General features: G+C 58.5%; 21 protein-coding genes and 1 riboswitch. Of the genes, 12 read left to right on the forward strand and 9 right to left on the reverse strand.

Annotated features, from left to right (window positions below):
- Window positions 1-164 precede the first annotated feature (164 nt).
- Window positions 165-929, forward strand: coding sequence for a DedA family protein (locus ACCW71_RS11460; protein WP_436371407.1), 765 nt, complete (start codon window positions 165-167; stop codon window positions 927-929).
- Here ACCW71_RS11460 and thiQ read toward each other — a convergent pair.
- The 4 genes from thiQ to sgrR all read right to left on the reverse strand — a co-directional run bounded on the left by thiQ (window position 926) and on the right by sgrR (window position 6035).
- Window positions 926-1633 (reverse strand): thiamine ABC transporter ATP-binding protein ThiQ, encoded by a 708-nt coding sequence (thiQ, locus tag ACCW71_RS11465; RefSeq protein WP_436371408.1) that lies wholly within the window; start codon window positions 1631-1633, stop codon window positions 926-928. The genes ACCW71_RS11460 and thiQ overlap by 4 nt on opposite strands.
- A complete protein-coding gene (gene thiP, locus ACCW71_RS11470) occupies window positions 1620-3227 on the reverse strand; it encodes a thiamine/thiamine pyrophosphate ABC transporter permease ThiP (protein WP_436371410.1) in 1608 nt (535 codons plus the stop codon). The genes thiQ and thiP overlap by 14 nt, the downstream gene beginning before the upstream one ends.
- Window positions 3203-4189: a thiamine ABC transporter substrate binding subunit gene (thiB, locus tag ACCW71_RS11475; protein ID WP_436371412.1), complete on the reverse strand. Its 987-nt coding sequence runs from the start codon at window positions 4187-4189 to the stop codon at window positions 3203-3205. The genes thiP and thiB overlap by 25 nt, the downstream gene beginning before the upstream one ends.
- Before the next feature lie 46 nt (window positions 4190-4235).
- A riboswitch (TPP riboswitch) is annotated at window positions 4236-4338 on the reverse strand.
- Between the two features lie 35 nt (window positions 4339-4373).
- Window positions 4374-6035, reverse strand: a complete 1662-nt coding sequence (gene sgrR / locus ACCW71_RS11480) for an HTH-type transcriptional regulator SgrR (protein WP_436371414.1) — start codon at window positions 6033-6035, stop codon at window positions 4374-4376.
- A gap of 254 nt (window positions 6036-6289) precedes the next feature.
- On the opposite strand from sgrR, the gene ACCW71_RS11485 reads away from it, so the two are divergent.
- Window positions 6290-7468 (forward strand): MFS transporter, encoded by a 1179-nt coding sequence (locus ACCW71_RS11485; RefSeq protein WP_436371416.1) that lies wholly within the window; start codon window positions 6290-6292, stop codon window positions 7466-7468.
- Between the two features lie 38 nt (window positions 7469-7506).
- Here ACCW71_RS11485 and leuD read toward each other — a convergent pair whose 3' ends face one another.
- From leuD to leuL, 5 genes are all read right to left on the reverse strand, one after another.
- A complete protein-coding gene (gene leuD / locus ACCW71_RS11490) occupies window positions 7507-8112 on the reverse strand; it encodes a 3-isopropylmalate dehydratase small subunit (protein WP_436371417.1) in 606 nt (201 codons plus the stop codon).
- Between the two features lie 3 nt (window positions 8113-8115).
- Entirely contained in the window at window positions 8116-9522 is a 1407-nt protein-coding gene (gene leuC, locus ACCW71_RS11495) for a 3-isopropylmalate dehydratase large subunit (protein WP_436371419.1), read from the reverse strand.
- Between the two features lie 4 nt (window positions 9523-9526).
- Window positions 9527-10618 (reverse strand): 3-isopropylmalate dehydrogenase, encoded by a 1092-nt coding sequence (leuB, locus tag ACCW71_RS11500; protein ID WP_436371421.1) that lies wholly within the window; start codon window positions 10616-10618, stop codon window positions 9527-9529.
- A 2-nt stretch (window positions 10619-10620) separates the two neighbouring features.
- Window positions 10621-12183, reverse strand: coding sequence for a 2-isopropylmalate synthase (gene leuA / locus ACCW71_RS11505; RefSeq protein ID WP_436371423.1), 1563 nt, complete (start codon window positions 12181-12183; stop codon window positions 10621-10623).
- 88 nt (window positions 12184-12271) lie between these two features.
- A complete protein-coding gene (gene leuL / locus ACCW71_RS11510) occupies window positions 12272-12370 on the reverse strand; it encodes a leu operon leader peptide (RefSeq protein WP_436371425.1) in 99 nt (32 codons plus the stop codon).
- 723 nt (window positions 12371-13093) lie between these two features.
- Here leuL and ilvI point away from each other — a divergent pair.
- The 10 genes from ilvI to mraY all read left to right on the forward strand — a co-directional run bounded on the left by ilvI (window position 13094) and on the right by mraY (window position 24421).
- Entirely contained in the window at window positions 13094-14818 is a 1725-nt protein-coding gene (gene ilvI / locus ACCW71_RS11515; protein WP_436371427.1) for an acetolactate synthase 3 large subunit, read from the forward strand.
- Window positions 14819-14820: 2 nt separating this feature from the next.
- Window positions 14821-15312, forward strand: coding sequence for an acetolactate synthase small subunit (ilvN, locus tag ACCW71_RS11520; RefSeq protein ID WP_436371429.1), 492 nt, complete (start codon window positions 14821-14823; stop codon window positions 15310-15312).
- 195 nt (window positions 15313-15507) lie between these two features.
- Window positions 15508-16518, forward strand: coding sequence for a catabolite repressor/activator (cra, locus tag ACCW71_RS11525; protein ID WP_436371431.1), 1011 nt, complete (start codon window positions 15508-15510; stop codon window positions 16516-16518).
- A 495-nt stretch (window positions 16519-17013) separates the two neighbouring features.
- On the forward strand, window positions 17014-17472 hold the full coding sequence (gene mraZ, locus ACCW71_RS11530) for a division/cell wall cluster transcriptional repressor MraZ (protein WP_436371433.1): 459 nt from the start codon (window positions 17014-17016) through the stop codon (window positions 17470-17472).
- A gap of 2 nt (window positions 17473-17474) precedes the next feature.
- Window positions 17475-18416: a 16S rRNA (cytosine(1402)-N(4))-methyltransferase RsmH gene (rsmH, locus tag ACCW71_RS11535; RefSeq protein ID WP_436371435.1), complete on the forward strand. Its 942-nt coding sequence runs from the start codon at window positions 17475-17477 to the stop codon at window positions 18414-18416.
- Window positions 18413-18733 carry a cell division protein FtsL gene (gene ftsL / locus ACCW71_RS11540; protein WP_436371437.1) on the forward strand — a complete coding sequence of 107 codons (321 nt, stop codon included), beginning with the start codon at window positions 18413-18415 and terminating at the stop codon, window positions 18731-18733. Before rsmH ends, ftsL begins: the two co-directional genes overlap by 4 nt.
- 16 nt (window positions 18734-18749) lie before the next feature.
- A complete protein-coding gene (locus tag ACCW71_RS11545) occupies window positions 18750-20516 on the forward strand; it encodes a peptidoglycan glycosyltransferase FtsI (RefSeq protein WP_436371439.1) in 1767 nt (588 codons plus the stop codon).
- Window positions 20503-21990: a UDP-N-acetylmuramoyl-L-alanyl-D-glutamate--2,6-diaminopimelate ligase gene (gene murE / locus ACCW71_RS11550; protein ID WP_436371441.1), complete on the forward strand. Its 1488-nt coding sequence runs from the start codon at window positions 20503-20505 to the stop codon at window positions 21988-21990. Before ACCW71_RS11545 ends, murE begins: the two co-directional genes overlap by 14 nt.
- Complete coding sequence (gene murF / locus ACCW71_RS11555) at window positions 21987-23345, forward strand: UDP-N-acetylmuramoyl-tripeptide--D-alanyl-D-alanine ligase (RefSeq protein WP_436371443.1); 1359 nt, start codon at window positions 21987-21989, stop codon at window positions 23343-23345. The genes murE and murF overlap by 4 nt, the downstream gene beginning before the upstream one ends.
- Window positions 23339-24421: a phospho-N-acetylmuramoyl-pentapeptide-transferase gene (gene mraY, locus ACCW71_RS11560; protein ID WP_436371444.1), complete on the forward strand. Its 1083-nt coding sequence runs from the start codon at window positions 23339-23341 to the stop codon at window positions 24419-24421. The genes murF and mraY overlap by 7 nt, the downstream gene beginning before the upstream one ends.
- Window positions 24422-24423 lie beyond the last annotated feature (2 nt).

The following is a 24423-nucleotide window of genomic DNA, read 5'->3' on the forward strand; positions in this document are numbered from 1 at the left end:
TCTCCAGACTCAGAATGTCAGGGGTGAGAAAACCTCAGCAGTATAACATGGATATTTATACAGTTCCGCCGCCGCGATTTGTCAACATTGTCCTACAATTCTTGCCTTGACGCTGTGTGGCTGGCTCAGGACAATCCAGCCCTCCGCTTTTTTTAAGGACCTGTATGGAAGCCTGGATTCAACAACTGATTACGCAGTCTCTGGAGTGGGCGCTGTTTGCCGTTGCGCTGGTGACCTTTCTTGAGTCACTGGCGCTGGTCGGGCTGTTGCTGCCAGGCACCGTGATGATGGCCAGCCTGGGCGCGCTGGTCGGCAGTGGCGAGCTTGGCCTCTATCCCGCCTGGGCGGCGGGCTTTGCGGGCTGTCTGATTGGTGACTGGGTCTCCTACGGCATCGGCTGGAAGTTTCAGGGGCCGCTGCATCGCTGGAAGTATCTGCAAAAATATAAAGGTCTGCTGGATAAGACCGAACACGCCCTGCATCAGCACAGCATGTTTACCATTCTGGTGGGACGCTTTGTCGGCCCGACGCGGCCACTGATCCCGCTGGCGGCCGGGATGCTGGAACTGCCGGTGCGTAAATTTCTGCCACCGAACATTATCGGCTGTATTTTATGGCCGCCGCTCTATCTGCTGCCTGGCATTCTGGCCGGGGTGGCGATCGATGTGCCGAAAGCGGCGCAGGGCGGCAGCTTTAAGTGGCTGTTACTGGCGACCGCGCTGCTGATCTGGCTCGGCGGCTGGTTGTGCTGGCGCTGGTGGCGTAGCGGCAAGAGCCGCGACTGGGCGACGGCCTGGCTGCCGCCGCAGCGGTTACGCTGGGCAGGCCCGCTGGGGCTGGTGATCGCCATCGCCGCTTTTGTCGGGATCCAGTTCCATCCGATGATGCCGGTTTTCCGTCATCTGCTGTGGCAGGTGTTTGTCGCTTAAACTGACCGGCGCGGAATGCCGAGCACTTCGGCGGCCCGCGTTTCGCCCGACAGCAGCTGTCGGGTTTCCCCATCCCAGCAGACCCGGCCATCCACAATCACCACGCTGCGCGGCGCAATCTGCTGGGCATCTTCCAGACTGTGCGACACCATCAGCAGTGTAATGCTGCGCGCTTCACACACCGACCGTACCCGTTGCAGCATCTCTCCGCGCAGCGCCGGATCGAGCGCGGAAAACGGCTCATCCAGCAGCAGCACCGGGCGGTCTCGCAGCAGGCAGCGCGCCAGCGCCACGCGCTGCCGCTGTCCACCCGACAGCTCGCCCGGCAGACGTGATAACAGATCGCCTAATCCCACCTGATCGGCCAGCCCTGTCAGCTGCTGGCGCTGTTGCGCGCTGAGTTTCAATCCCGGATGCAGCCCCAGCGCCATGTTCTGCTCAACGCTCAGGTGCGGAAACAGATTGTTCTCCTGAAACAGCATCGACACCGGGCGTCTGGCCGGAACGCTGTGGGTGTGATCCTGACCATCAATCATCAGGGTGCCTTGCTTCACCGGCAGAAAACCGGCGATCAGGCTCAGCAGGGTGCTTTTTCCGGCCCCGCTCGGGCCGAGAATCGCGATGCGCTCGCCGCGCGCGGCATTGAGGCTGAAGCGCATCGGCAGATGCTGATAAAGGTAAGTAAGGTTATCAAGTGTCAGCATGGCGGCCTGGTAATTTTTCCATTAGCGTGAACAGCAGTAAACAGAGCAGCAGCAGCAGCAGGGCGGTGACCGCGCCATCAGCGCCGCGGTAGGCACCAATCTGCTGATAGAGGTAGAACGGCAGGGTGCGGAAGTCGGCGCTGCCAAACAGCGCCACCACGCCAAAATCGCCAATCGACAGCACGCAGGCAAAGGCCAGCGCCTGCGCCAGCGGACGTTTCAGCGCCCGCAGTTCAATCAGCCGCAGCCGGTTCCAGCCGTGAATATCGAGTGAGTCGCACAGCTGACCATAACGCTCAGCCACGTCACGCATCGGGTTTTCCAGCACCTTCAGCGCATAGGGGATGGCGATCAGCGCATTGGTAAAGGTCACCAGCCCTTCAGCCGACTCAGGCAGGCCGACGGTGGCGTTGAGCAGCAGGAAAAAGCCGGTCGCCAGCACAATGCCCGGCATCGCCAGAATCAGCATGCCGCTGGTGTCGATAAAGGTGGCCGCCGCCGGACGCTGACGCAGGCGCAGCTCGCGGCTGCTCCAGAGCAGCATCAGGCTCAGCACCACACACAACAGGCCCGCGCCGGTGGCGATGCGCAGTGAGGTCAATGTCGCCTGCCAGAGTGCGGGCTGCGCCAGCGCGCCGCGTAGTCCGCCGTGCAGACCATCGACGATCACCGCCGCCAGCGGGGGCAGCAGCAGGATCAGCGCCAGCCCGATCAGCAGCGCGTCGGTCAGCTGCGCCCGGCGCGAATCCTGTGGGTCGCGCCAGCCATGCAGCTGGCTGGTCCCGGCGGGAATCGCCCGGCTGAAGCGCTGGCTGAGCAACACCAGCGTCACGCAGCAGCCGAGCTGGATCAGCGCCAGCAGTGCGGCACGGCCAGGATCGTAGTCATAACTCAGCGCCTGAAAGATCGCCAGCTCGATGGTGGTGGCCTGCGGGCCGCCGCCCAGCGACAGCACAGTGGCGAAGCTGGCGAAACAGAGCATAAAGATCAGCGCACCGGTCGGCAGCAGTTGCCGCCGCAGCCACGGCCACTCCAGCAGACGAAAATGGTGCCAGCCGCGCAGATCAAGCTGCGCTGCCAGCTGACGCTGCTCCGCCGGAATGGTCTCCAGTGCCTGGAGCATCAGGCGCGTCGCCAGCGGCAGGTTAAAGAAGACGTGCGCCAGCAGAATGCCCGGCAGGCCATAGGGCGAGAAGTGATAATCAATCCCAGCCAGCTGACAGAGCTGCGCCAGCCAGCCGACGCGCCCATAGACGGTCAGCAGACCAAACACCGCCACCAGCACCGGCAGCACCAGCGTCATGGCAAATAGACGCAGCAGCAGCTGACGGCCAGGAAACCGGCGACGGTAGAGCGCGCGCGCCAGCGGTAGCGCGGGCAGCAGCGACAGCAGCGCCGAAAGCAGGGCCTGACCGAACGAGAAGGCGATAACGTGATGCAGATAGGCATCCTGCCACAGGCTGCGCCAGTCGGTGGCTGGCGCGGCCTGCCAGAGTGCGCCAAAGGCCAGCAGCGCCACGCTGATTAACAGCAGCGTGGCGAGCGAACCGGGGATCAGCCAGCGTGGCATCAGTGGCTGACGGCGCGTTGCCACTGGCTAATCCAGCCGGAACGCTGGCTGGCAACCTCCTCCGGCGAATATTGCAGGGCGGTGGCGGGCACGGTCAGCGCGGAGAAGCCCGCAGGCAGTGGCGTGTCGATCACCGGGTACATCCAGTTGCCGGTCGGAATGGTGTGCTGGAACGCTGGCGACACCATAAACTGCATAAACTGCTGCGCCAGCGCGGGCTGTTTGCTGCTGGCTAACTGCGCGGCGACTTCAACCTGTAAATAGTGCCCTTCGGCAAACGGCGCGGCGGCGTAGTTCTCTTTTTTCTCTTCAATGATGTGGTAAGCGGGCGAGGTGGTGTAGCTCAGCACCAGATCGGCCTCGCCCTTGAGGAACAGACCATAGGCTTCGCTCCAGCCTTTGGTCACCGTCACGGTTTTCTGCGCCAGCTTCTGCCAGGCCTGCGCAGCCTGATCGCCATAGACTTTCTGCATCCACAGCAGCAGACCTAACCCCGGCGTGCTGGTGCGCGGATCTTCGTAGATCACTCGCCACTTCTGCGGGCTGTCGACCAGCTCCTTCAGGCTTTTCGGCGGATTCTTCAGCCGGGTTTTGTCATAGACAAAGGCGAAGTAGCCATAATCAAACGGGACGAAGGTGGTATTGTGCCAGCCGCCGGGCAGGTTTAATTTCGAGGTATCGACCTTACTGTCGGCAAACAGACCGGTTTTCTGCGCCGCCTGCACCAGATTGTTATCCAGCCCCAGCACCACATCGGCCTTGCTGTTTTTGCCCTCCATGCGAACGCGGTTCAGCAGCGAGACGCCATCCTCCAGCGTGACAAATTTCAGCTCGCAGTTGCACTGCGCTTCAAAGGCTTTTTTGACCGCCGGGCCAGGGCCCCAGTCAGCGGAGAAGGAGTCGTAGGTGTAGACCGTGAGAACCGATTTAGCCGCCAGTACGGGGGCGGAGAGTAACAGCAGCAGCGGCAGAACTTTTTTCAACACTTTGCGTTCCTTAAGGAGAAGAGGAAATGAGTCGCAAAGGATCTGAGCACAGAGGCCTCTCAAATCCCTACGTCGGTATTAACCGAATCAGGTTCGACGGGTCTCTCTCAGCTGCTTGCGGTTGGCAGGCGGCACCCCGTTGAGAACGTCACATTCTAGTCATTTCAGCGCCCGCGCGAAAGCGTCACAGCGCCGGTGGGGCAAACCAGGCGGATTTAAAATCAAACCAGCCCAGGGTATTCATCCGCACCCCGCGCATACTGCGCTGACCTTCGAGCAATAGCCAGTGATGAAACAGCGGATGCAGACCCGCCTCCTGCACCAACTGTTTGCTCCACTCCGCCAGCGGCAGCGTTTTCTCGCGCCAGCGGGCGGCGTCGCCATGCCAGTCGATCGGCAGACAATGGTGCAGCAGCGGGATTTCGTAGAGCTGGGCAAACAGCGACCAGGTCAGTGGCAGGGTGAAGTTCACGCTGCCGAGCCAGATGTCGCTCGCCGCCTCGCCCTGATACCAGCTTTCATAGCTGATTTCGCGGGTCACCAGCGTGACGCCGTGCTGCGCCAGCAGCGGACGCAGCGCGTTGGCGATGCCTTCATGCTCCACATGCTGGCTGTACCAGGTGAGCGTCAGATGGGTCAGGCCAGCGGGTTTTTCCACCGGTGTCAGGTCGCGCCGGTGATGCCAGCGCGGCAGCAGGCCATACGCCGGGAACCAGTAGCGCTGATAGCCGACCCCGGCGTGATTGAGCAGGGCGATGGGGTTGAACAGGTAGCTGACCCAGCGGCGCACTGCCGCGTCGCGGCCCTGTTCCGAGCGCTGGTCGAACAGCAGATAGTAGCAGCCCTCTTCGAGGCGGCTCTCCTCCTGGATCTCACCGGCGTTGTCACCCTGCAAGCGCACACCGGCGTAGACCAGCTCATCGCTGATATCGGGTAACACCCAGATCGAGACATCATCAATCAGAGCACGAAAGCCGAAGTAGTCATCAAAGGCTTCAATCTTTAGCTGGCTCTCCTGATTGCGCACCACGCTGTAGGGACCGGTGCCCACCGGCTGGCGGGCGAAATCCCGCAGCGTCGGCCACTCCCGCGGCAGGATCATCGCGCTGACGCTGCCGAGCAGCCAGGGCAAGCCTTCATCCGGCTGGCTTAAGTGAATATCCAGCGTCCAGGGCGCGGGGGAGTCGATCTGCGCAATATGCGAAAACAGCGGCTGTGAGCGCTGACGTTCCAGCGTGGCGATCACATCCTCCATCTCCAGTTCGCGGCCGTGATGGAAGCGAATCGCCGGACGCAGAAAGAAGCGCCAGTGCAGCGGAGAGGTCTGCTGCCAGTGATGGGCAATATCGGGCTCGATTTCCCCGTTTTCCTCATTTATCCGGGTCAGGCCGTTGAAAATCTGCCGGGCGATATGGGTTTCCGAGCGTCGCAGCGGCGAGCCAGGCAGCAGGTTAAGCAGCGGCCGATAGTAAAGCACCCGCAGGATATGCTTGCCCTGACGGAAGCTGCGGCCCAGATGGGCGCTGATCATCTGCCGGACCTGATTTTTATCGCCCACCAGCTGAACCAGCTGATCGATGCGATCCTGCTCCAGCAGATCTTCCGCCCGCTGCTGCTGCAAAGCCAGCCCGGTATAGCAGAAGGTGAGCTGCGAACGCTTGCCGCGGCCCGCCTCTGCCTGCCAGATCAGCCAGCCCGCCGCCTGCATCCGGTTGAGCAGATTGCGCATATGGCGGCGCGAGCAGTGCAGCCGATCGGCCAGTTCACTGAGCGTGATCGCCTGCGTCTGCCCCTGGCAGCTCTGCCACAGGCGGATGAACTGCTGCTTCAGACGTGAGGTGGACATAAAAGGGGAGCTCCCGCTTAAAAGCGCTCTGTTTTTCCTGCCCTATTTTAAGAGCAAACTTTAGCCTATGGGAAGAGCGGGAGGCATTCCGCAGGGAATGGCGCTCGACCCGCATTTCGCTGTTCAGCGGGATGCTTTTCTGAGTAGGGTGCATTTACACCGCCAGCAGATCATCTCTGCTGGCTTTTTTCATGTTGCGCGTTATCGTCTACCCTTCTTTTCTCCTCTCTGTTCATCCTGTAAGGGATTTCGGTATGAAATCGCTGTTAACGCGGCAGCGCCGCATCAATCCGGTTTACCTCGCCTTTATGGTCGCCTCCTTTATGCTGGGGGTGGCGGGCGCATTGCAGGCGCCGACGCTCAGCCTGTTTCTGACCCGTGAGGTACAGGCACGCCCCTTCTGGGTCGGGCTGTTTTTCACCATCAACGCGGTGGCCGGGATTGTGGTGAGCATGCTGGTGGCGAAGCGCTCAGACAGCGTGGGCGACCGGCGCAATATCATTCTGTTCTGCTGCCTGATGGCGCTCATCAATGCGCTGCTGTTTGCCTTTACCCGCCACTATCTGACGCTGATTACGCTGGGCGTGCTGCTCTCGGCGCTGGCCAGCGTCTCGATGCCACAGCTGTTTGCGCTGGCGCGTGAATATGCCGACCAGTCGGCGCGTGAAGCGGTGATGTTCAGTTCGGTGATGCGGGCGCAGCTGTCGCTGGCGTGGGTGATCGGCCCGCCGCTGTCGTTCGCGCTGGCACTCAATTATGGTTTCGTGACGCTGTTTATGGTGGCGGCAGCGCTGTTTCTGATCTGCATCCTGCTGGTCTGGTTTACCCTGCCGTCGGTGCCGCGGTCGCAGCCGTTGCTGCAAAGCGGCGGACTGCCGCTCAGCGGCTGGCGTGACCGCGATGTGCGCTTGCTGTTCCTTGCTTCTGTGGCGATGTGGACCTGCAACACCATGTATATCATCGACATGCCGCTCTATATCAGCGCCACGCTGGGTCTGCCGGAGAAGCTGGCCGGTCTGCTGATGGGGACGGCGGCCGGGCTGGAGATCCCGGTGATGCTGCTGGCCGGGCACTACGCCCGGCGCATCGGTAAACGCCGCTTGATGCTGATCGCGGTAGGGGCGGGGGTGCTGTTTTACCTCGGGCTGGTGCTGTTCAACTCGCGCACCTCACTGATGGTGTTGCAGCTGTTTAACGCGGTGTTTGTCGGGATTATCGCCGGGATCGGGATGCTGTGGTTTCAGGATCTGATGCCCGGACGACCCGGCGCGGCAACCACCATGTTCACCAACTCTATTTCGACCGGCATGATCCTGGCCGGGGTGATTCAGGGATCGTTAAGTGAGCGGCTGGGACATGAGGCGGTTTACTGGCTGGCGTTCGGGCTGGCGATGGTGGCGCTGTTGATGTCGGCGCGGGTGCGGGACGTATAAAGAAGCAGGGCGACCCGGAGGTCGCCCTGTAACCGCAATCAGCGCAGAAACGCGGGCTGATTCTGTTCATATTGTGAAATGGACGCTTCGTGTTGCAGCGTCAGGCCGATACTGTCGAGGCCGTTGATCATGCAGTGACGGCGGAAACTGTCGATCTCAAATGGATAGACTTTATCGCCCGCGGTGACCGTCTGCGCTTCCAGATCGACCGTAAAGCGGATGCCCGGCTGCGCCGCAACCAGTCTGAACAGCTCATCCACCTCTTCTTCGCTGAGTTTCACCGGCAGCAGCTGGTTATTGAAACTGTTGCCGTAGAAAATATCCGCGAAGCTGGGGGCAATCACGACGTGAAAACCGAAATCGGTCAGCGCCCAGGGCGCATGCTCACGTGAGGAGCCACAGCCAAAGTTCTCGCGCGCCAGCAGAATACTGGTGCCTTTAAATTCCGGCTTATTCAGCACAAAGCCGGGGGTCGGTACGGTTCCTGCGTCATCTTCAAAGCGCCAGTCGTGGAACAGATGCTGGCCAAAACCGGTACGGGTCACTTTCTGCAAAAACTGCTTGGGAATGATCGCGTCCGTATCGACGTTCGCGGCATCCAGCGGCGCGACAATGCCGGTGTGCTGAGTAAATTTATTCGCCATGACTTAAGCTCCTGTCGTCAGTTCACGGATGTCGGCAAAATGGCCGGTTACGGCGGCCGCGGCGGCCATCGCCGGGCTGACCAGGTGGGTACGCCCACCGCGGCCCTGACGACCTTCAAAGTTACGGTTACTGGTTGAGGCACAACGCTCGCCCGGATTCAGACGGTCATTGTTCATCGCCAGACACATTGAGCAGCCGGGCAGACGCCACTCAAAGCCCGCTTCCAGGAAGATTTTATCCAGACCTTCCGCTTCGGCCTGCGCTTTCACCGGACCGGAACCCGGCACCACCATGGCGACCACGCCCGGAGCCACTTTACGGCCTTTGGCGATGGCGGCGGCGGCGCGCAGATCTTCGATACGTGAATTGGTACAGGAGCCGATAAAGACTTTATCAATCGCCACATCGGTCAGCTTAATGCCCGGTTGCAGGTTCATGTAGGCCAGCGCTTTTTCCGCGGAGGCGCGCTCCACCGGATCGGCGAACGAGGCCGGATTCGGGATCAGTTGATCAACCGCAATCACCTGACCGGGATTGGTGCCCCAGGTGACCTGTGGCGCAATCTCCTCGGCGTGCAGCGTCACCACCGCGTCATAGGTGGCACCTTCATCTGACTTCAGGGTGCGCCAGTACTCCACGGCCTGCTCCCATTTCTCGCCCTGCGGCGAGAACTGACGGCCTTTCAGGTAGTTGAAGGTGGTCTCATCCGGTGCCACCAGGCCCGCTTTCGCCCCCATCTCAATCGCCATGTTGCACAGGGTCATACGACCTTCCATGCTCAGCGCCTGAATCGCCGGTCCGCAGAACTCGACCACATAGCCGGTGCCGCCGGCGCTGCCGGTTTTGCCGATGATCGCCAGCACAATATCTTTCGCGGTGATGCCGGTGGAGGCCTGGCCCAGCACCTCAATCTTCATGGTTTTCGCCCGACCCTGTTTCAGGGTCTGGGTCGCAAACACATGTTCCACTTCGGAGGTGCCGATACCAAAGGCCAGCGAGCCAAAGGCACCGTGAGTGGCGGTATGGGAGTCGCCGCAGACAATGGTCATGCCCGGCAGCGTCATGCCCTGCTCAGGGCCGATAACATGGACAATGCCCTGGAATGGGTGATTCAGGTCATAGAGCTGGACGCCAAACTCGGCGCAGTTTTTCATCAGCTCCTGCATCTGGATACGCGCCATCTCGCCCGACGCATTAATATCTTTGGTCTGGGTAGAGACGTTGTGATCCATTGTGGCGAAGGTTTTGCCCGGCTGACGCACTTTACGTCCGTGGGCACGCAGGCCATCAAAGGCCTGCGGCGAGGTTACTTCATGGATCAGGTGGCGATCGATGTAGAGTAACGGTGTTTCATTCGGCGCTTCGTGGACGACATGAGCATCAAATAACTTCTGGTATAAAGTTTTCATTATTTTATTTTTCCTCGGCGATAAAGCGGGCAATGATGCTGCCCATCTCATCGGTGCTGACCGCGGGGCCGTCGCCGGCTAAATCTTTGGTGCGGTAGCCCTGTTCCAGCGCACGGCTGATGGCGCGTTCGATGCTGTCGGCAGCCGCATCGGCATTCAGGCTGTAACGCAGCAGCAGCGACAGTGACAGAATCTGCGCCACCGGGTTGGCAATGTTCTGACCGGCAATATCGGGTGCTGAGCCGCCAGCCGGTTCAAACAGGCCAAAGCCCGCCTCATTCAGACTGGCGGAGGGCAGCATCCCCATCGAACCGGTGATCATCGCACACTCATCCGAGAGAATGTCGCCAAACAGGTTGGAGCAGAGCAGCACGTCAAACTGCGACGGGTCTTTGATCAGCTGCATAGTGGCGTTATCAATGTAGATGTGGCTCAGCTGCACATCCGGGTACTCTTTGGCCACTTCATTCACGATCTCACGCCACATCACCGAGGTTTGCAGCACGTTGGCTTTATCCACCGAAGTCACTTTGTTGCGACGCTTGCGCGCCGATTCAAAGGCGATGCGGGCGATGCGCTCAATCTCAAAACGGTGATAGACCTCGGTGTCAAAGGCGCGCTCTTCCGGGCCGCTGCCTTCGCGACCTTTAGGCTGACCAAAATAGATGCCGCCGGTCAGTTCACGCACGCACAGAATATCGAAGCCTCTGGCGGCGATGTCGCTGCGCAGCGGGCAAAAGGCTTCCAGCCCGCTGTAGAGCGCCGCCGGGCGCAGGTTGCTGAACAGCTTAAAATGTTTACGCAACGGCAGCAGCGCGCCACGTTCCGGCTGTGACGCGGGCGGTAAGTGCTCCCACTTCGGTCCGCCAACGGAACCAAACAGAATCGCGTCGGCCTGTTCGCAGCCGGCGATAGTGGCGGGCGGCAGCGGCTCACCATGCTGATCGATAGCGATACCGCCGACCGCATATTCCTGAGTGGTAATCTGCATATCAAAGCGCTGGCGAATCGCGTCCAGCACTTTCATGGCCTGAGCCATCACTTCCGGGCCGATACCGTCACCGGGCAAAACTGCGATATGAGAAGAGCTGGACATAGTTATACGGTTTCCTTCTGATCTTTAAATTTGCGCTGCAATTCCTGTTCAACCTGTCGGGCACGCCAGATGTTATTCAGGGCGTTGACCATCGCTTTGGCGGAAGACTCTACAATATCGGTCGCCAGCCCAATGCCGTGGAACTTACGGCCGTTGTAGCTCACCACAATATCGACCTGACCCAGCGCGTTTTCGCCGTGGCCTTTGGCCGTGAGTTTGTAGTTAACCAGTTCAGCGTCAATCTGGGTGATGCGATTGATCGCCTGATAGACCGCATCCACCGGACCGTTACCGGTCGCGGCATCCGATTTCGCGCTATCGCCGCAGCCCAGGTTGACGGAGGCGGTGGCGGTGATGCTGGAGCCGGTCTGGACGTTGAATTCGTGCAGCTGGAAATGTTCCGGCTCTTCATTCTGTTTGTTAATAAAGGCCAGCGCCTCCAGGTCGTAATCGAACACCTGGCCTTTTTTGTCGGCCAGCTTCAGGAAGGCGTCATACAGGGTATCCAGATTGTAATCCTGCTCTGCGTAGCCCATCTCTTCCATACGGTGTTTCACCGCCGCACGGCCGGAGCGTGAGGTCAGGTTCAGCTGGATTTTGTGCAGGCCGATCGACTCCGGCGTCAGGATTTCATAGTTCTCGCGATTCTTCAGCACGCCATCCTGATGAATACCGGAGGAGTGGGCGAAAGCGTTGGAGCCAACCACCGCCTTGTTAGCCGGAATCGGCATGTTGCAGATCTGGCTGACCATCTGGCTGGTGCGGTAGATCTCCTGATGATTGATATTGGTGTGCACGTTCATAATCTGCTGGCGGGTTTTAATCGCCATGATCACCTCTTCCAGCGCACAGTTACCGGCGCGTTCACCCAGACCGTTCAGGGTGCCTTCAACCTGACGCGCACCCGCCTGCACCGCAGCCAGCGCGTTGCCGGTCGCCATGCCCAGGTCGTCGTGGGTATGCACGGACAGAATCGCTTTATCGATGTTCGGCACGCGGTTAATCAGCTGGCTGATGATATGAGCATATTCGCCTGGCAGGGTGTAGCCCACGGTGTCGGGGATGTTGATGGTGGTGGCACCGGCGTTAATCGCCGCTTCAACCATCCGGCACAGGTCGTCAATCGGGGTCCGTCCGCCATCTTCACAGGAGAACTCAACGTCACTGGTGTAGTTACGCGCCCGTTTCACCATATGTACCGCGCGCTCAATCACTTCTGGCAGCGTGCTGCGCAGTTTGGTGGCGATGTGCATCGGCGAGGTGGCGATAAAGGTATGAATACGGAAGGCTTCGGCCACGCGCAGTGACTCATAAGCGGCGTCAATATCCTTCTCCACACAGCGCGCCAGACCACAGACCCGGCTGTTTTTAATGGTGCGGGCAATCGTCTGTACCGACTCGAAATCACCCGGCGACGAGACCGGAAAGCCGACTTCCATGACATCCACGCCCATGCGCTCCAGCGCTAACGCGATCTGCAATTTTTCTTTCACACTCAGGCTGGCCTGTAATGCCTGCTCACCGTCGCGCAGAGTGGTATCGAAAATAATGACTTGCTGGCTCATCGTAATCATCCTTATGCTTTTCTGGCCTTGCAACGAGCATAAAAAAACCCGCGACAGGCGCGGGTTTTTAACTTTCAGCAGGTCTGAATCAGTGTTTGATTCCGCCCACAAGTCTACCGCGCAAGCTGTATGCGTTTAGTAGTAGACCGAGTAGGCGGGAAGAACGAAACATCGATTCAGACCTCATAAAATGTTGTGCTGCACATATTGGTACTGGAATCACCGGGCGATGTCAACCTTCCGTGCGGGCTCATTTTCGCTGGCGCATAAGAAAAATATTCTGTCATTTTGCAACAAAGCAGCGTAATGAACAGCGATCCCTGAGCACCGGGAAGAATAGCGCGGCGGAATGCGCTCTTGCCGGGTTCAGGTATGATTTATTGCCATGAAATAAAAGGATTTATTTGTTCGCGCTTGATGCGATAAGGCAGATGGCCCCGGCTGAGCTTTAGCATAATCGCAGGTGCTTTTATGTTTTTCAGGTTAATTACGCCAGAAAAGAAAAGTGTCAGGCGATTGTGGGCTATTACTGAAGATAATAACTTTTCGCTATTTCTTAGATCACGCTGAAAATAATTTCTTATTCAGCATTTTCCTCTGCGGTTCGGTCGGGTAATTAGTTTAATCCGCGCAGCCAATTCTTATCGCGCAGAGCCTTTACATTCCCGCCGGTTAATTTGCGCGGGTTGGCGGTTTGCCTGCAAGGTTAACTGCGGTTATGGTAATCGACCTACTCTGAGAACAATGAACTCAACAGATTTCTCTGTAACCGCCCGGCGATACCCTTTTCCGCTGGGCTGGCATAAACATAAGGTTTTGATCTTACATTGGCACAACAGGGAGCGGGATAACGTGACAGGCGCTGAAAGGTGCGTCAGGGTTATCCGCTCCTCACGCCTGGAGGCAGAAGATGGAGATGTTGTCAGGAGCCGAAATGGTCGTCCGCTCGTTGATCGACCAGGGCGTTAAGCAGGTATTCGGTTATCCGGGTGGCGCAGTCTTAGATATTTATGATGCGCTGCAAACCGTGGGCGGAATCGACCACATTCTGGTGCGCCATGAGCAGGGCGCGGTGCATATGGCGGATGGCCTGGCACGCGCGACCGGCGAAGTCGGCGTGGTGCTGGTCACTTCAGGACCGGGTGCCACCAACGCGATCACCGGTATTGCCACCGCCTATATGGACTCTATCCCGCTGGTGATCCTGTCGGGCCAGGTTCCGTCGTCGCTGATTGGCTATGACGCCTTTCAGGAGTGCGACATGGTCGGCATCTCCCGTCCGGTGGTCAAGCACAGCTTCCTGGTGAAAAGCACTGAAGAGATCCCGACCGTGCTGAAAAAGGCGTTCTGGCTGGCCTCCAGCGGACGTCCGGGGCCGGTGGTGATCGATCTGCCGAAAGACATTCTCAATCCGGCGAACAAATTGCCCTATCACTGGCCGGAAACGGTGAGCATGCGCTCTTACAACCCGACGATTCAGGGGCATAAAGGGCAGATTAAGCGTGCGCTGACGACGCTGCTGGCGGCGCACAAGCCGGTGATCTACGCCGGTGGCGGGGCCATTACCTCGGGCTGCGAAGCGGAACTGTTACAGCTGGCGGAAAGCCTGAATATTCCGGTGACCACCTCGCTGATGGGGCTGGGCGCTTTTCCGGGCACCCATCGTCAGTGCGTCGGCATGCTCGGGATGCACGGCACTTACGAAGCCAACATGACGATGCACAACAGCGACCTGATTTTTGGTATCGGCGTGCGCTTTGACGATCGCACCACCAATAATCTGGCGAAATATTGTCCCAACGCCACGGTGATGCACATCGATATTGACCCGACCTCCGTCTCTAAAACGGTGGCGGCGGATATTCCGATTGTGGGTGACGCTAAGCAGGTTCTCCAGCAGATGCTGGAGTTGCTGGCGCAGAGCGACAGTCAGCAGCGCGCCGACAGCCTGGGCGACTGGTGGCAGACGATTGAGGGCTGGCGCAGTCGCCACTGCCTGGAATTTGATCGCACCAGCGCCAAAATCAAGCCGCAGGCGGTGATTGAAACCATCAGCCGGCTGACTAAAGGCGACGCCTATGTCACCTCCGATGTCGGTCAGCATCAGATGTTCGCTGCGCTCTACTATCCCTTTGATAAACCGCGCCGCTGGATCAACTCCGGCGGTCTGGGCACCATGGGCTTTGGCCTGCCTGCGGCGCTGGGCGTGAAGATGGCGCTGCCGGATGAGACGGTGATCTGCGTAACCGGCGATGGCAGTATCCAGATGAACATTCAGGAGCTTTCTACCGCGCTGCAATACAACCTGCCGGTGCTGGTGTTAAACCTGAACAACCGGGTGCTGGGCATGGTGAAACAGTGGCAGGATATGATCTACTCTGGCCGCCACTCACAGTCTTATATGGAGTCGCTGCCTGACTTTGTGCGACTGGCGGAAGCCTACGGCCATGTGGGCATCGCCATCGAACATCCGGCCGAGCTGGAAGAGAAGCTGACCCAGGCGCTGGAGATCCTGGCGCAGGGACGCCTGGTGTTTGTGGATGTCACCGTTGACGGTAGCGAGCACGTCTATCCGATGCAGATTCGCGGTGGCAGCATGGATGAGATGTGGTTAAGCAAAACGGAGAGGACATAATTATGCGTCGCATTTTATCGGTTCTGCTGGAGAATGAATCCGGCGCATTATCCCGCGTTGTCGGCCTGTTCTCGCAGCGCGGTTACAACATTGAGAGCCTGACCGTGGCGCCGACCGACGATCCGACGCTGTCGCGCATGACCATTCAGACGGTGGGCGATGAGAAAGTGCTGGAGCAGATTGAAAAGCAGCTGCACAAGCTGGTGGATGTGCTGCGCGTCACCGAGCTGGGGCAGGGCGCTTATGTTGAGCGCGAGATCATGCTGGTGAAGATTCAGGCGAGCGGTTATGGCCGGGAAGAGGTGAAGCGTAACGCCGAGATCTTCCGGGGTCAGATCATCGACGTGACGCCGACGCTTTACACGGTTCAGCTGGCTGGCACCAGCGACAAGCTGGACGCCTTTCTCAACACCGTGCGTGACGTGGCGGAAATTGTTGAAGTGGCCCGTTCCGGCATCGTGGGCGTTTCCCGCGGCGATCGCATCATGCGTTAATTGCGCTACGTCACCATCAAACCTGACCTAACCCGGCGAAATGCCGGGTTTTTTATTTTTTATGCGTCAGCCGGGATACATTCAGAAAAGCGGTTGCTCCGCGCACTTTTCTGCTGTTAGATGATAGCCATGAGTTGTCCATAGCGTAACTGCGGCTATTTCTGCCACAGAAGCGGATTTGATGATGGAGTTATCGTGAAGCTGGATGAAATTGCGCGTTTGGCAGGCGTGTCGCGCACCACGGCCAGTTATGTGATCAACGGTAAGGCGCGGCAGTATCGTGTCAGCGACAAAACCGTTGAAAAAGTGATGGCGGTGGTACGTGAGCATAATTATCACCCCAACGCGGTGGCTGCCGGGCTGCGCGCCGGGCGCACGCGCTCAATCGGGTTGGTGATCCCCGATCTGGAGAACACCAGTTATACCCGCATTGCCAACTACCTTGAGCGTCAGGCGCGTCAGCGTGGTTATCAGTTGCTGATCGCCTGTTCTGAAGATCAGCCCGATAACGAGATGCGCTGCATTGAACATCTGTTACAGCGGCAGGTCGACGCGATTATTGTTTCCACCTCCCTGCCGCCTGAGCACCCCTTTTATCAGCGCTGGATCCACGATCCCTTACCGATTATCGCCTTAGACCGGGCGCTGGATCGTGAGCATTTCACCAGCGTGGTGGGTGCCGATCAGGATGACGCTTTTACCCTGGCGGCTGAACTGCGTCAGCTGCCGGTTAAAAATGTGCTGTTTCTCGGCGCGTTGCCGGAGCTGTCGGTGAGTTTTCTGCGTGAACTGGGCTTCCGCGATGCGTGGAAAGAGGACCCCCGGCCAATAGACTATATCTACTGCAACAGCTTTGAGCGCAGTGCGGCGGCGGCGCTGTTTGAAAAGTATCTTGAAGATCATCCGATGCCGGAGGCGCTATTTACCACCTCGTTTGGTCTGTTGCAGGGGGTGATGGATGTGACGCTGAAACGAGACGGACGCCTGCCGACCGAGCTGGCGATTGCCACTTTTGGCGACCACGAATTACTGGACTTCCTGGAGTGCCCGGTGCTGGCCGTGGGTCAGCGTCATCGCGACGTCGCCGAGCGGGTGCTGGAATTAGTTTTAGCCTCGCTGGATGAACCGCGAAAACCGAAACCCGGCTTAACCCGTATTCGTCGTAATTTATATCGTCGCGGACAATTAAGCCGACGAGTTAAATGATTAACGGGCAGTATTACGCTGCCCGTACATTTAATCTGCCGATTTAACTGATTAAATAAACAGGTCGACGTAAAAAAGCGTAAATTCTGCTCATCAATTCTAACAAAGCACTGCACCTTATTTTTATTATCTGCTTACAACTTCAACAAACCTTGCCCGCCCGCCGCCGCTGAAGCTGCTGGGCTTCCTTTCGGAAATCCCCTAAAATGCCGCCGCTGTCTCAGAAACAGCGATAAATATTTAGCGCTTTACATTGTTTCATTTTTAGTCGTTTTTTCTCAGGCCGGGTTTTTTATTCAGATATTCATCGGCTTAATTTTAATTTTCCCTTTTTGCCCGATTATATCGATGTCAGACCTTAATTCTCCGGTCTGTAAAGAGTGATATTCAGCTACCGCTCCGGCTTGACAAGGATTTCATGGGATCCTTAAACTCGTTTCGTGGTAAAAAGTGGGATAAAGTGGCGTAAACGGGCGATCAGGAGAAGAGGCTGGCATGTTCCGCGGAGCAACGTTAGTCAATCTCGACAGCAAAGGGCGGCTTGCCGTACCCACGCGATACCGCGATTTGCTGAAGGGGGAGTCTCAGGGGCAGATGGTCTGTACCATCGACCTCCACCAGCCATGCCTGTTGCTTTATACCCTGCCCGAATGGGAAATCATTGAGAAAAAGCTGGCACGCCTTTCCAGTATGAATCCGCTTGAGCGCCGCGTGCAGCGTCTGTTGCTGGGGCACGCCAGTGAATGTCAGATGGATAACGCAGGCCGCCTGCTGCTGGCGAATACGCTTCGTCAGCACGCAAAATTAACCAAAGAAGTGATGCTGGTTGGACAGTTCAACAAGTTTGAATTGTGGGATGAACAGACCTGGTATCAACAAGTCAGGGACGATATTGACGCAGAACAGTCGGCTCAGGAGCCTTTATCTGAGCGGTTGCAGGACTTGTCGCTATAGCTATGCAGGAAAATTTCAAACATACCACCGTACTGTTGGATGAGGCGGTTAACGGCCTCAATATCAGGGAAGACGGTATTTACATCGATGGCACCTTTGGCCGTGGCGGCCATTCGCGTCTGATTCTTTCGCAACTGGGAGAGAAGGGCAGGCTGATCGCTATCGATCGTGATCCACAAGCTATCGCGGCCGCCGCGGAGATCACCGACCCGCGTTTCTCAATTATTCATGGCCCTTTTTCCGCCCTGGCAGAGTATGTCGCTGAGCGGGAACTGGTCGGGAAAATTGATGGCATTTTGCTGGATCTGGGGGTCTCATCACCGCAGCTGGATGATGCCGAACGCGGCTTCTCCTTTATGCGTGACGGACCGCTGGATATGCGTATGGACCCTTCGCGCGGCCACTCCGCTGCCGAATGGCTGTTGCAGGCGGAAGAGGCGGACATCGCTTTTGTGCTGAAGACCTACGGTGAAGAGCGTTTTGCTAAACGTATCGCGCGCGCCATTGTTGAACGCAACCGCGAGCAGCCAATGACCCGCACCCGGGAACTGGCGGAGGTGATCGCCATCGCCACGCCGATCAAAGATAAGTTTAAGCATCCGGCGACGCGCAGTTTCCAGGCGATTCGCATCTGGATCAACAGCGAACTGGAAGAGATCGATATTGCGCTGAAAGGTGCAGTGGAAGTGCTGGCCCCGCAGGGCCGTCTCTCGGTAATCAGTTTCCATTCGCTGGAAGATCGGCTGGTGAAGCGCTTTATGCGCGATCAGAGCCGCGGACCGCAGGTGCCGGCCGGGCTGCCGATGACGGAACAGCAGCTGCGCGCGCTGGGTGGTCGTGAACTGAAGCTGCTCGGCAAAATGTCGCCGGGTGACGCTGAGGTCTCTGAGAACCCGCGCGCCCGCAGCTCGGTATTACGTATCGCGGAGAAAAGCGACGCATGATCGGCAACGAGCGCCACAGTCTGCCAGCGGTGATTGGCGGGGATCTGCTGCGAAAGGGCAAGATCCCGGTGCTGTTGCTGATCGCTGTGGTGGTCTCCGCCGTGCTGGTGGTGACCACCACCCATAAAACGCGGCTGTTAACCGCGCAGCGTGAACAGCTGGTGCTGGAGCGCGACGCGCTGGATATCGAGTGGCGCAACCTGATTCTGGAAGAGAATGCGCTGGGCGATCACAGCCGGGTGGAACGCATCGCCACCGAGAAGCTGCACTTGCAGCACGTTGATCCTTCACAAGAAAATATTGTGGTGCAGAAATAAGGACGCCAGATAGCGAATGAGCGGTACGGGCAGAACGCTGAAGTTGAAGAAACCGGAAGATAAAGCCAGCTTTGTAAGCTGGCGTTTTGCGTTGTTGTGCTGCTGCATTTTACTGGCGCTGGGCGGATTATTGTCGCGTGTCGCCTGGCTACAGGTGATCAATCCTGACAAGCTGGTGAAAGAGGGCGATCTGCGCTCGCTGCGGGTGCAGGCCGTGCCGACCTCGCGCGGGATGATCAGCGATCGCGCCGGACGACCGCTGGCGGTCAGCGTGCCGGTTAACGCGATCTGGGCCGACCCGAAAGAGCTGCATGCCGGTGGCGGCGTCACGCTGGACAGCCGCTGGAAGGCGCTGTCCGATGCGCTCTCTATCCCACTCGACCAGCTGGCTGCCCGCGTCAATGCCAACCCGAAAGGCCGCTTTGTCTATCTGGCGCGTCAGGTCAATCCGGCCATTGGCGAGTATGTCAAAAAACTCAAACTCCCCGGCATTCATCTGCGCGAAGAGTCACGCCGTTACTACCCGGCCGGCCAGGTCACCTCTCATCTGATTGGCTTCACCAATATCGATGGCGAGGGCATTGAAGGCATTGAGAAGAGCTTTGATAAGTGGCTGACCGGTGCCCCCGGTGAACGGACGGTGCGTAAAGATCGCTACGGCCGGGTGATTGAGGACATCTCCTCTATCGACAGCCGCGCGGCCCATAACCTGACGCTGAGCATCGATGAGCGGTTACAGGCGCTGGTCTATCGCGAACTGAACAACGCCGTCGCCTTTAACAAAGCGGAATCGGGCACCGCGGTGCTGGTGGATGTGAATACCGGCGAAGTGCTGGCGATGGCCAACAGTCCGGCTTACAACCCCAATAATCTTGGCAACACGCCAAAAGATCTGATGCGTAACCGCGCCATCACCGACATTTTCGAACCCGGCTCAACCGTGAAGCCGATGGTGGTGATGACGGCGCTGCAACGCGGCGTGGTCAGAGAGAACAGCGTACTGAATACCGTGCCGTACCGTATCAATGGTCATGAGATCAAAGATGTGGCGCGCTACAACGAATTGACCCTGACCGGGGTTTTACAGAAATCGAGTAACGTCGGGGTTTCACGTCTGGCGTTAGCGATGCCTTCCTCAGCGCTGGTAGAGACTTACGCGCGCTTTGGACTGGGCAAACCGACCAATTTGGGGCTGGTCGGGGAAAGCAGTGGCTTATACCCTAAAAAACAACGGTGGTCTGACATAGAGAGGGCCACCTTCTCTTTCGGCTACGGGCTAATGGTAACGCCGTTACAGTTAGCGCGAGTCTACGCAACCATCGGCAGCTACGGTATTAACCGCCCGCTGTCGATCACCAAAGTGGATCCGCCCGTGGCGGGCCAGCGCGTTTTCGATGAATCCCTGGTGAAAACCGTGATGCATATGATGGAGAGCGTGGCGCTGCCCGGTGGTGGCGGGGTGAAAGCGGCCATCAAGGGCTATCGCATCGCGATTAAAACCGGTACGGCGAAAAAAGTCGGACCGGATGGCCGCTACGTTAATAAATACATTGCCTATACCGCAGGCGTAGCGCCTGCCAGTCATCCCCGATTCGCGCTGGTGGTGGTGATCAACGATCCCCAGGCCGGTAAGTATTACGGTGGTGCGGTCTCTGCACCGGTATTTGGTGCCATCATGGGCGGCGTACTGCGCACCATGAACATCGAGCCGGATGCGCTGCCGACCAATGACAAGAATGAGCTGGTGACCAACAGAAGTGAGGAATCAAGTGACAGATCGTAACCTGCGCGACCTGCTCGGCCCCTGGGTGCCTGGCGCGCCGGCGCGTCCACTGCGTGACATGACCCTGGATAGCCGCAACGCGGCATCTGGCGATCTGTTTGTCGCTGTCGCAGGCCATCAGGCTGATGGACGCCGTTTTATTCCGCAGGCCATTGCTCAGGGCGTGGCGGCCGTGGTGGCTGAAGCGGAAGGCGAAGCGGCTGACGGCGAAATCCGTGAAATGCACGGTGTGCCGGTTATCTATCTGGCGCAGCTGCATCAGCGTCTTTCCGCTTTAGCCGGGCGGTTTTATCAGCAACCGGGTGAAAAGCAGACGCTGATTGGCGTCACCGGCACCAACGGCAAAACCACCACCACGCAGCTGCTGGCGCAGTGGGCGGCGTTGCTGGGCGAAACCAGCGCGGTGATGGGAACCGTGGGCAACGGGCTGGTTGGTCAGCTTATCCCTGCTGAAAACACGACCGGCTCGGCGGTTGATGTGCAGCACCAGCTGCACGATCTGGCCGGAAAAGGGGCGACCCTGACCGCGATGGAGGTCTCCTCTCACGGTCTGGTGCAGCATCGCGTCGCCGCGCTGCCGTTTGCGGCGGCGGTGTTTACCAATCTCAGCCGTGATCACCTCGATTATCACGGCGATATGCAGAGCTATGAGTCAGCCAAGTGGCTGCTCTTTTCTGAGCATCAGGTCGGCCAGGCGATCCTCAATGCCGATGATGAAACCGGCCGTCGCTGGCTGGCCCGTTTACCCGACGCGGTGGCGGTCACGCTGGAAAATAATGTGCAGCCTGGCTGTCGTGGCCGCTGGCTGAAAGTCGATGCGGTGAACTATCACGACAACGGTGCACATATCCGTTTCAGCTCCAGCTGGGGCAACGGTGAAATCGACAGCCCGCTGATGGGCGCATTCAATGTCAGCAACCTGATGCTGGCGCTGGCGACCCTGCTGGCGCTGGGTTATCCGCTCAGCGCCCTGATTAACGCGGCGCCTCAGTTACAGCCGGTCAATGGCCGGATGGAAGTGTTCAGCGCGAAAGGCAAACCCACGGTGGTGGTTGATTATGCCCACACCCCGGATGCGCTGGAAAAAGCGCTGGAAGCTGCCCGCCTGCACTGCAAAGGCAAACTCTGGTGTCTGTTTGGCTGCGGCGGCGACCGGGATAAAGGCAAGCGCCCGCTGATGGGAGCGATTGCTGAGCAGTGTGCGGATGTGGTGGTGATTACCGATGACAACCCGCGCAGCGAAGATCCCCTGGCGATCGTCAACGATATTCTCACCGGATTGCTGGACCCAGGCCGTGCTCGCGTGGTGCCAGGCCGGGCGCAGGCGGTGACCAGTACCATTATGCAGGCGCAGCCTGACGACATCGTGTTAGTGGCGGGCAAAGGCCACGAAGATTATCAGATTATCGGCAACCGCCGCCTCGATTACTCCGATCGTGCCACGGTCGCCGCACTGCTGGGAGGCGCAGCATGATTTCGGTTTCATTATCCACTCTGGCTGAGATCACCGGCGGCACGCTCTATGGCAGCGACCTGACGCTTGATGATGTCACCACCGACACCCGCAAGGTGACGGCGGGCAGTCTGTTTATCGCGCTGGTGGGTGAACGCTTTGACGCGCATGATTTTGTCGGTGATGCGATTGCTAACGGCGCGCAGGCGCTACTGGTAAGTAAGCACTTACCTGTCGCCGTGCCGCAGGTGGTGGTTGCAGATACCCGTCTGGGCCTCGGTCAGTTGGGAGCCTGGGTGCGCCAGCAGTCCACCGCCCGGGTGGTGGCGCTGACCGGCTCCTCCGGCAAAACCTCGGTGAAAGAGATGACGGCGGCGATCCTGCGTCAGTGTGGCGAAACGCTCTATACCGCGGGCAATCTCAACAACGATTTTGGCGTACCGATGACGCTGCTGCGCCTGACGGCGGAACATCAGTATGCGGTGATCGAACTCGGTGCCAATCATCAGGGTGAGATCGCCTACACCACCGATCTGGTTAAACCAGAAAGCGCGCTGGTGAATAACCTGGCGGCGGCGCATCTGGAGGGATTTGGCTCGCTGGCGGGCGTCGCCAAAGCCAAGGGCGAAATTTTCCAGGGTCTGCCGGCAAACGGCATTGCGATTCTGAACGCCGAAAGCAATGACTGGCCGAACTGGCAGCACAGTTTGCAGGACAAAAAGGTATGGCGCTTCGCGCCGCAGGCCGCCGGATGTGATTTCTCCGCCCGCGATATTCGCATCGCGCATGATGGCACCCATTTTGTGATGGTGACGCCGCGTGGTGAGGCGGAGATCGTGCTGCCGTTACCGGGCCGCCATAACATCGCCAACGCGCTGGCCGCCGCGGCGCTGGCCCTGGCAGTTGACGCGCCGCTCAGCGCGGTGCAGCAGGGGCTGAAAACCTTGCAATCGGTGCCGGGTCGTCTCTTCCCGGTGCGTCTCTCGGCGCATCAGCTGCTGCTGGATGACAGTTACAACGCCAACGTCGGCTCAATGACCGCTGCCGCTCAGGTGCTGTCGGAGATGCCGGGCTACCGGGTGATGGTGGCGGGCGATATGGCCGAACTGGGCGACGAAACAGAAAAATGTCACCGGGAAGTCGGGGAAGCGGCGCGTGACGCAGGCATCGACCGGGTACTGACTACCGGAAAATTCAGTCATTTCATCAGCGAAAGCAGCGGAGTTGGCGAACATTTCAGCGATAAAACGACGCTGACTGAACGTTTACGCCAGCTGTTGTCCGAACACTCACAAATTACCGTTTTGATCAAAGGTTCACGTAGTGCCGCCATGGAGCAGGTAGTACAAAGCCTACAGGAGAAAGGAACATGTTAGTCTGGCTGGCCGAGCATCTGGTCGCTTTTTATTCCGGCTTCAACGTCTTTTCCTATCTGACGTTTCGCGCCATTGTCAGCCTGCTGACCGCGTTGTTTATCTCTCTCTGGATGGGTCCGCGCCTGATCGCCTGGCTGCAAAAATTGCAGATTGGCCAGGTGGTGCGTAACGATGGCCCGGAATCGCATTTCAGTAAACGCGGCACGCCTACCATGGGCGGCATCATGATCCTCACCTCCATTACCATTTCGGTGCTGATGTGGGCCTATCCATCTAACCCATACGTCTGGTGCGTGCTGACGGTGCTGATCGGTTTCGGCATCATCGGTTTTGTGGATGACTACCGCAAGGTGGTCCGCAAGGACACCAAAGGACTGATCGCACGCTGGAAATATTTCTGGATGTCGGTGATCTCGCTGGGTGTGGCGTTCGCGCTCTACATGGCGGGCAAAGATACCCCCGCCACTCAGCTGGTGGTGCCGTTTTTCAAAGACATTATGCCGCAGTTAGGTCTGTTTTATGTGCTGCTGGCCTACTTCGTGATTGTCGGAACCGGTAACGCGGTTAACCTCACCGACGGACTGGATGGCCTGGCGATTATGCCCACCGTCTTTGTTGCGGCCGGTTTCGCCCTGGTGGCGTGGGCCACCGGTAACGTGAAGTTCGCTGAATATCTGCATATCCCCTATCTGCGTCACGCCGGTGAGCTGGTGATTGTCTGCACCGCCATCGTCGGGGCCGGGCTGGGCTTCCTGTGGTTCAACACCTATCCGGCGCAGGTCTTTATGGGCGATGTGGGTTCGCTGGCGCTGGGCGGCGCACTGGGCACCATCGCGGTGTTGCTGCGTCAGGAATTTTTACTGGTGATTATGGGCGGCGTGTTTGTGGTGGAGACGCTCTCGGTGATCCTCCAGGTGGGATCCTTTAAGTTGCGCGGCCAGCGTATTTTCCGCATGGCGCCGATCCATCACCACTATGAACTCAAGGGCTGGCCGGAGCCGCGCGTTATTGTGCGCTTCTGGATTATTTCACTCATGCTGGTGCTGATTGGCCTGGCCACGCTGAAGGTACGTTAATC

The organism is Pantoea sp. C2G6, assembly GCF_051336815.1.
Lineage (GTDB): Bacteria > Pseudomonadota > Gammaproteobacteria > Enterobacterales > Enterobacteriaceae > Pantoea.

Coding starts and splice junctions, on each gene's coding strand:
- ACCW71_RS11460 (WP_436371407.1), top strand. CDS start 165: ATGGAAGCCTGGATTCAACAACTGATTACGCAGTCTCTGGAGTGGGCG.
- thiQ (WP_436371408.1), bottom strand. CDS start 1,633: ATGCTGACACTTGATAACCTTACTTACCTTTATCAGCATCTGCCGATG.
- sgrR (WP_436371414.1), bottom strand. CDS start 6,035: ATGTCCACCTCACGTCTGAAGCAGCAGTTCATCCGCCTGTGGCAGAGC.
- ACCW71_RS11485 (WP_436371416.1), top strand. CDS start 6,290: ATGAAATCGCTGTTAACGCGGCAGCGCCGCATCAATCCGGTTTACCTC.
- leuD (WP_436371417.1), bottom strand. CDS start 8,112: ATGGCGAATAAATTTACTCAGCACACCGGCATTGTCGCGCCGCTGGAT.
- leuC (WP_436371419.1), bottom strand. CDS start 9,522: ATGAAAACTTTATACCAGAAGTTATTTGATGCTCATGTCGTCCACGAA.
- leuB (WP_436371421.1), bottom strand. CDS start 10,618: ATGTCCAGCTCTTCTCATATCGCAGTTTTGCCCGGTGACGGTATCGGC.
- leuA (WP_436371423.1), bottom strand. CDS start 12,183: ATGAGCCAGCAAGTCATTATTTTCGATACCACTCTGCGCGACGGTGAG.
- leuL (WP_436371425.1), bottom strand. CDS start 12,370: ATGAGGTCTGAATCGATGTTTCGTTCTTCCCGCCTACTCGGTCTACTA.
- ilvI (WP_436371427.1), top strand. CDS start 13,094: ATGGAGATGTTGTCAGGAGCCGAAATGGTCGTCCGCTCGTTGATCGAC.
- ilvN (WP_436371429.1), top strand. CDS start 14,821: ATGCGTCGCATTTTATCGGTTCTGCTGGAGAATGAATCCGGCGCATTA.
- mraZ (WP_436371433.1), top strand. CDS start 17,014: ATGTTCCGCGGAGCAACGTTAGTCAATCTCGACAGCAAAGGGCGGCTT.
- rsmH (WP_436371435.1), top strand. CDS start 17,475: ATGCAGGAAAATTTCAAACATACCACCGTACTGTTGGATGAGGCGGTT.
- ftsL (WP_436371437.1), top strand. CDS start 18,413: ATGATCGGCAACGAGCGCCACAGTCTGCCAGCGGTGATTGGCGGGGAT.
- ACCW71_RS11545 (WP_436371439.1), top strand. CDS start 18,750: ATGAGCGGTACGGGCAGAACGCTGAAGTTGAAGAAACCGGAAGATAAA.
- murF (WP_436371443.1), top strand. CDS start 21,987: ATGATTTCGGTTTCATTATCCACTCTGGCTGAGATCACCGGCGGCACG.
- mraY (WP_436371444.1), top strand. CDS start 23,339: ATGTTAGTCTGGCTGGCCGAGCATCTGGTCGCTTTTTATTCCGGCTTC.